Origin of the sequence: Candidatus Thiosymbion oneisti, assembly GCF_900092655.1 — a bacterium.
Lineage (GTDB): Bacteria > Pseudomonadota > Gammaproteobacteria > Chromatiales > Chromatiaceae > Thiosymbion > Thiosymbion oneisti.
This window is the reverse complement of sequence record NZ_FLUY01001042.1, coordinates 1-6,463: the sequence shown is the minus strand read 5'-3', so window position 1 is coordinate 6,463 and position 6,463 is coordinate 1. Positions and strand designations below refer to the sequence as shown.

Genomic DNA, 6,463 nt, shown 5'->3' with positions numbered 1-6,463 from the left:
GGATTCCGGCAATCCCTGCCGGAATGACGAGGGAGGGGTTGGCAGACTTCAGCATTTAGAATTTATCCACTACCGAATTTTGATATTCTTCACCGTTTTGCTTCTGCCCGTTCAGTTCCGGTAACAATCTCGGAACGCCTTCTCGAATGGGATATGATCGACACTCGGATGTACAAGTTAAAGTGCCGGACTGCATATCATTTCGGTCAGTATTCTCTAGGAAAAGATTATTTCCGCAAAGAGGGCATACCAGGTATTGAAGGGCTTCTTTTTTAAAACCCTTTGTTCTTTCAAATTCAGGCATAATGATTTTTACTATCCTCAATAGGCGGAAATGTTTTTGTAACCCACATCCACCAGCCCATTATCGCCTCTCCAACCGTCCAAAGCGGATGATACTACTGGATTACTCTACCTTACCCCGGATCGCGGCCTGTAGCTGCTTTTTGGAGGCGTCAGGGGTGAGATTTCCGTGTAGACTTTAAAAGCGCCCTGTCAGGCCATGTTGCCTTTTGAGGCTAAAAATTCTGACGAAACATCGGTATTTTTTCGACCGACAATTGCAAAATAATAAAGAGGCCTTCCTTCAATTGACAACCTATGTCGATACCGTTCGATATGATAAACATCAAGATACTCTGAGAAAATCAACTCTCGTACCATTGTTGAAAATCCGGTTTTATCACTATTATCAAAAAATGTTTCCTGAATATTGAATGCCACCCAGCCCTTGCTACTAATGATATTGTATGCTTCAATGAATGCATTGATCGGGATGTCGCCAAATCCAAGAGCCGCAACAGTTACCATACAGTTACATTGCCATGACGCTATTTCTTGTTTCTTGTCTTCATCCAGCTTGGCGAAGTCCTGTATATAATACGCATCATACACCCCAGCTCTGTCCCGCATACTGGCGCTATATGCTTCGGGAATTATGTCTACACCTATCAAGCGCGAAACGCCATATTTTTTTAGCTCCTCCCCCATCATGCCATTGCCTGCACCTAAATCTAATACTCGAAGCTCAGTAAGATTATGTTGAGACTGTGTTACCGCTGATTGGAGTATTGAGGCTACTTTATTTGGAGATGTGCATTTCAGACGATCATAAAAAATTTGTTCATATAAACCTTGTATCGAATAAATTTCACTGTAGTCGTGGAATTTTATTTTCCTTTTACCATCTGATTCCTGAAGATAGAAATAGGCTTCATTTTGACTCAGATTTGACAAATCCGCCTTTGGAAATTGTATTTGATATCGCTTTTTCATTAAATTTTCGGTGGTGTTGATTTTTAAAGTGATCGAGTAGGTTAGTTCAACCGACTATTGGCTAGCCTATCACTTCAAAAATCAACACTACCGGAAAATGCAAAGGAGCGATACGCAAAGATGCCGAGAAACAGGGGCGTTTCTCGGCGATCTTTGCGTCCCGACCGATGGGGCTGTCTCACCTATATCTGCACCAGCCAATAGGCAGCCAGAATGGTACCTACCAAGGCGATGCCGTATCCCACGACCGCCACCAGGCCATCTGCCCGCAATCCCAGACCGTGCAGGCCCACGCGCAGCCGGTGAGCCGCGTGCCACAAGGCCAGGCTGACTGTACCGAATGCCGCCAGCTTACCGAACCAGTTCGCCAGCAGTCCTTGCATCTGTTCGAACTTCATGATCTCCGGTATGCCATCCGGCGGACTTCCGTGGGCGGCGATGAGGGTAATCAACGCCAGCACGGGAAACACAAAAGCGGTCAGGGTGCCGCCAGCGGCGAACAGGCTCCAAAACAGGGCCTTATTGACTTTAGCCATCTTAAAACACCCCCGCGAAATACAGGACGACCAGAGAGAATAGGACCCAGATGACGTAATGCGCCCCGGCGATCACGCCGCCGGGTACGAACGCTTCTCCTTTTTGGATCGGCATGGCTTTAGGTGTCACCTTGAACCAGGCGATGGCGTGGTAGAAGATGACGATGGTGGTTACCCACAGGAGCACCAGCATCCCAGGGCTCGTCAAGCACTCGAGAAAGAACTGGTAGTACGCCTTGTCACCGCTCGCTACGGCACCGATCCCCCATAACAGGAGCAGTGCATAGAGGCCGATGAAGACGCTGGTCAGCTCATTGATCATATGGATCGTGTAGTTGCGATCCTTGAGGTACCAGGTGGTTTTGGAAACGGGTCTCACATAGGCCATGATCATTTATCCCCCATACCGATGAGCTCCTTGTACCACTGGACGGTGGTGGCGATCTTGAGCTGCTGGAGCGCACTTGCCGGATCCACGTGTTTGGGACAGGCGATGGAACAGGTGTCGGTAAAGGAGCAATCCCACACCCCTTCCGGCTTGGAGAGCTCCTTGTGACGCTCGGCAAGCCCCTGATCACGGGAGTCCGTATTGTATCTGTGGGCCAAAGCCAGGGCCGCGGGACCCATGAACTCCGGGGTCAGCGCATACTCGGGACAGGCCGCATAGCAGCACAGGCAATTGATGCAGAGGGTGAACTGCTTGAACTTCTTGAGCTCGGCCGGCGACTGCTTGTATTCACCCGCTTCGATGGGCTGCTCTTCCTTGCGGATAATGTAGGGCTTGACCCGCTTGAGCTTCTCCATGAAGTCGTCTTGGACGACGACCAGATCCCGTTCGATCGGGAAGTTCGCCAGCGGCTCGATGCGGACCTTCTTATTCGCGTAATCCTTTACGGATACCTTGCAGGCGAGTTTGGGTTGACCATCGATCATCATGCCGCAGCTCCCGCACACAGCCATGTGACAGGACCACCGATAGCTGAGCGTGGTGTCTACCTCGTCCTTGACGTGATTGATGGCATCCAGAACCATCCACTCTTCCTGGCACGCCACCTGATAGGTCTGAAAATGCGGCTCCTGATCCTTTTCAGGATCGTAGCGGAGTATCTCGAGTTCCAGCTGTACCGCGCTCATTTGGCCCCTCCCGAATAATCCCGAACGCCCGGCTTGGATTTGGTGATGACCACATCGTGATAATCGATACGGGGTGCTTCATCACCCTGGTAATAGGCCAGCGTGTGTTTCAGGTACTGCTCGTCGTCCCGTGCCTCGTAATCCAACCGCTGATGCGAGCCGCGGGATTCCTTGCGGGCCAAGGCGCCTTCCGCTACTGTCTGGGCCAATGCGAGCATGTTTCCCAGCTCCAGGGCCTGGAACAGATCGGTGTTGAAGACATTGCTCTTGTCATGCAGCTCGATACCCGCGTAGCGTTTGCGCAGATCGGCGATGGTGTTGCAGGTCTTCTGCAGGGTTTCCTCGGTACGATAGATACCCGCACCTTCTTCCAAGGATTTCGTCATCTCGGCGCGCAGCCCGGCGATGGATTCGGTACCGCCGCTCCTTTGGACCAGCTCCCTTATCTTGGTTTGTGCCTTGTCCGCCTGCTCCTGGAGCTCCGATTCGTTCGCTTCGGCGTTCCGGTTGCGGGCAAATTCGACTGCGTTCGTTGCCGCCCGTTTTCCGAACACCAAAAGCTCGGTGAGCGAGTTGGAGCCCAACCGATTGGCGCCGTTGAGGCTGGCGCAGGCACATTCACCGACGGCGAACAGCCCGGGGACCGGGGTCTCGGCGTCGATGTTGGTGTGGATCCCACCCATCATATAGTGCACCACCGGACGGATGGGCACCGGCTCTTTGACCGGGTCGACACCGGCATAGGTGATGGACAGCTCGCGCACCAGCGGCAATCGCTCGTCGATATGCTTCTCGCCCAGATGCGTCATATCCAGGTGGGTGCTGTCGCCCCAGGAAGTGGGGATGGTGTTGCCTTTCTGCTGCTCATGCCAGAACGCCTGACTCAGGCGGTCGCGCGGCCCCAGTTCCATGGTCTTCAGCACCGGCTCGCCCAGCGGCGTCTCGGGTCCCATCCCATAGTCCTGCAGATAACGGTAGCCGTCTTTGTTGCGCAGCACGCCGCCTTCGCCCCGACACCCCTCGGTGAGCAGGATGCCCGTCGCCAGCAGGCCGGTCGGATGGTATTGGACGAACTCCATATCCTTAGTCGGCACGCCGGCGCGATAGGCCATGGCCGTTCCATCCCCGGTCTTGATCGCCCCGTTGGTGCTGAAGGGGAACATCCGGCCAGCCCCGCCCGAACAGAGAACCACCGCCTTGGCCTGGAACCGGAACAGGCGGCCGCTCTTCATCTCCATAGCGACGACGCCCTGGCAGCGGCCATCTGCCATTAGCAGATCGATCGAGAAGAACTCGTCAAAGCGCTCGATGCTCGGATACTTGAGCGAGGTTTGAAACAGGGTATGGAGGATATGGAAGCCACTCTTGTCGGCCGCGAACCAGGTCCGCTTGATCTTCATGCCGCCGAAGGGCCGTACCCCAACGGACCCGTTCGGCTCCCGACTCCAGGGACAGCCCCAGTGCTCGAGCTGCAACAGCTCTTTGGGGGCCTCGTTGACGAAGTACTCGACCACGTCCTGGTCGGTCAACCAGTCGCCGCCGCCCACGGTATCGTTGAAATGCAGGTCGAGGCTGTCGTCCGACTTGATGACCCCGGCCGCCCCGCCTTCAGCCGCACAAGTGTGGCTGCGCATGGGGTACACCTTCGAGATCAAGGCCACCTTGAGATCCGGGTTGCTCTCGGCGACGGCGATGGCCGTGCGGAGACCGGCCCCTCCCGCCCCCACGATTGCAATGTCTGTCTTTATCAGCTCCACACGCTTCCCCCTCTTTTTTTACAGTTCTTAGTGCGTGCGACCATCATACTGCTGCGAAGGGCACGCAGTGATGCCATGGATACTGCGGCACGGGGTGGTATGTTACACGCCTGCCTATCAAACGAAAATATCGAAACGTCGGATAACGGTGAAGGACTCGGTATGTATACTGCCACACGGCACAATCTACGCATTTCACTCCCTCTCCCTTCGAGGGTGCCGCAAAAACGGTGGCGTCAGCTGCCAGTCTGTGAAGTTTAAACCACAGAGAACGCAGAGAATCGGCCGCTTCCTTTCTCCGTGTTCTCTGCGTTCTCTGTGGTTCGAAATGACTTTTGCGACACCCTCCCTTCGGGAGAGAGCCTGCCCCGAGCGCAGCGAGGGGGCTTGGGGTGAGGGGGAAATTCAAAAGCTCGGATTGTACCGTGTGGCGGTATACCTGACGCCGGGCAAAGAGCTGAGATTGACGGTGATCCACTCCGTTGGCTGGCCGCCTGGGTGGAGCACCACCCCGAACACCTGCGGCTCTCTGCTCTCTGATCGGGGCTCGAGAAGAAGACCCACACGGAACCATCGTCCGCGGCATCGACCACCACTCCTGCGCCGAGCTCGGGATGTACGACCCGCCGGCCAGGTCGATAATGGACCGTCGTCGTCGAATGCCACCCGGCAGCGGGTCGAGCCCGTGCATCGCATCCCTGTCTATCGCATCCCTGTCTATCGCATCAAGTAACACCCGATTGATCCTACTCCTTACTTCCGGTGACGTAGCATCGCCTCGGTTCGTTGTTATGTGTGTTTTTTTCTGGAAAAATATTTAACGCCTTCCAGTGACTCAAAATCCGCATCCTGTGTCCAGATCAAAGCATTATATGTTTTTGCAGTTGCGTAAATTATGCTATCCGCTAACGGCAGCTTATATTCTATTCCATAGTGAGCTGAATTGACGGCCAATGTACTATCTAATGGTACAATCTTGCCTTGTTCCATATGAGCTATACACTCCAACGCCATATCTTCACCGCGTTGGCGTAGGATACACTTGAAAACCTCGGTGATAGTAATGCTTGGAACTATTAGTTTATGGATGTCTTCAATGGGGTGTGAAAACACTGCCGCATTATCATCACCCGCAAAATAGGACAACCACCCGGAGGAATCAACGACATTCATATGCGATCATCATCTCGCTGCACTTCGGTGTCAATTCCCTTCAGAAGGCCCCTCATTTTCTCCATTGGCTTGATAGGAATCATCTCTATACGGTTACGATAGGTTAGCATTTGCATTTTCTGCCCGGACACTATTCCCATTGAGTCCCTGATATTTTTTGGGATAACTACTTGAAATTTAGGGGAAACTGTCACTGCTCTCATGTTCACTCCTCATCGATGCATGATTGATATTACACTAGCGGCATCGATGCATCATGTCAAACACACGGGCACCTTGAAAAAAGCTGGCTGGGTTAACTATATCCTGGTTCCGTGAACTAAATGAACCGTTTATAGGATAATCCCTTTATAAAACAACAGGATAATGGAAAAATTCATTCATTTTTGGACTCACCCAACAGGTGAAATAGCTAATCTTTGAAAATCAAAGTAAAATCATAGAGTTAACCGAAATCCTGGATTTTATCTCACGGATTCACGTATATGCCTTTTGGGGAATATGTTGATTGAGACATTATCTTTTTCCAAGTGCCTCCATATGCATGAGATTTGTTTGAAACTCTTTCTGCACCGCTATAATACCGAA

At 52.7% G+C, this 6,463-nt stretch carries 8 protein-coding genes; all 8 read right to left on the bottom strand.

Features of this window, described 5'->3' with window-relative positions:
- Positions 1-55: 55 nt before the first annotated feature.
- Positions 56-304, bottom strand: a complete 249-nt coding sequence (locus BQ17_RS24145) for a Trm112 family protein (RefSeq protein ID WP_089726932.1) — start codon at positions 302-304, stop codon at positions 56-58.
- A 191-nt stretch (positions 305-495) separates the two neighbouring features.
- Positions 496-1,275 carry a class I SAM-dependent DNA methyltransferase gene (locus BQ17_RS10770; protein WP_089726930.1) on the bottom strand — a complete coding sequence of 260 codons (780 nt, stop codon included), beginning with the start codon at positions 1,273-1,275 and terminating at the stop codon, positions 496-498.
- Between the two features lie 182 nt (positions 1,276-1,457).
- Positions 1,458-1,811 (bottom strand): fumarate reductase subunit FrdD, encoded by a 354-nt coding sequence (frdD, locus tag BQ17_RS10765; protein ID WP_089726928.1) that lies wholly within the window; start codon positions 1,809-1,811, stop codon positions 1,458-1,460.
- 1 nt (position 1,812) lies between these two features.
- The gene (locus tag BQ17_RS10760) at positions 1,813-2,199 is read right to left on the bottom strand and encodes a succinate dehydrogenase/fumarate reductase transmembrane subunit (protein WP_176722386.1); all 387 of its coding nucleotides are present in this window, start codon (positions 2,197-2,199) and stop codon (positions 1,813-1,815) included.
- Between the two features lie 2 nt (positions 2,200-2,201).
- Entirely contained in the window at positions 2,202-2,945 is a 744-nt protein-coding gene (locus tag BQ17_RS10755; RefSeq protein ID WP_089726925.1) for a succinate dehydrogenase/fumarate reductase iron-sulfur subunit, read from the bottom strand.
- A complete protein-coding gene (gene frdA, locus BQ17_RS10750) occupies positions 2,942-4,702 on the bottom strand; it encodes a fumarate reductase (quinol) flavoprotein subunit (protein ID WP_089726923.1) in 1,761 nt (586 codons plus the stop codon). Before frdA ends, BQ17_RS10755 begins: the two co-directional genes overlap by 4 nt.
- 789 nt (positions 4,703-5,491) lie before the next feature.
- Positions 5,492-5,875, bottom strand: coding sequence for a type II toxin-antitoxin system VapC family toxin (locus BQ17_RS10745; RefSeq protein WP_089726921.1), 384 nt, complete (start codon positions 5,873-5,875; stop codon positions 5,492-5,494).
- Positions 5,872-6,078, bottom strand: a complete 207-nt coding sequence (locus BQ17_RS10740; protein WP_089726918.1) for an AbrB/MazE/SpoVT family DNA-binding domain-containing protein — start codon at positions 6,076-6,078, stop codon at positions 5,872-5,874. The genes BQ17_RS10745 and BQ17_RS10740 overlap by 4 nt, the downstream gene beginning before the upstream one ends.
- Positions 6,079-6,463: the final 385 nt, after the last annotated feature.

Excerpts from the sequence above, each read along its gene's own strand:
- BQ17_RS24145 (WP_089726932.1), bottom strand. The coding sequence starts at position 304 with ATGCCTGAATTTGAAAGAACAAAGGGTTTTAAAAAAGAAGCCCTTCAA.
- frdD (WP_089726928.1), bottom strand. The coding sequence starts at position 1,811 with ATGGCTAAAGTCAATAAGGCCCTGTTTTGGAGCCTGTTCGCCGCTGGC.
- BQ17_RS10760 (WP_176722386.1), bottom strand. The coding sequence starts at position 2,199 with ATGGCCTATGTGAGACCCGTTTCCAAAACCACCTGGTACCTCAAGGAT.
- BQ17_RS10740 (WP_089726918.1), bottom strand. The coding sequence starts at position 6,078 with ATGAGAGCAGTGACAGTTTCCCCTAAATTTCAAGTAGTTATCCCAAAA.
- BQ17_RS10745 (WP_089726921.1), bottom strand. The coding sequence starts at position 5,875 with ATGAATGTCGTTGATTCCTCCGGGTGGTTGTCCTATTTTGCGGGTGAT.
- BQ17_RS10770 (WP_089726930.1), bottom strand. The coding sequence starts at position 1,275 with ATGAAAAAGCGATATCAAATACAATTTCCAAAGGCGGATTTGTCAAAT.
- BQ17_RS10755 (WP_089726925.1), bottom strand. The coding sequence starts at position 2,945 with ATGAGCGCGGTACAGCTGGAACTCGAGATACTCCGCTACGATCCTGAA.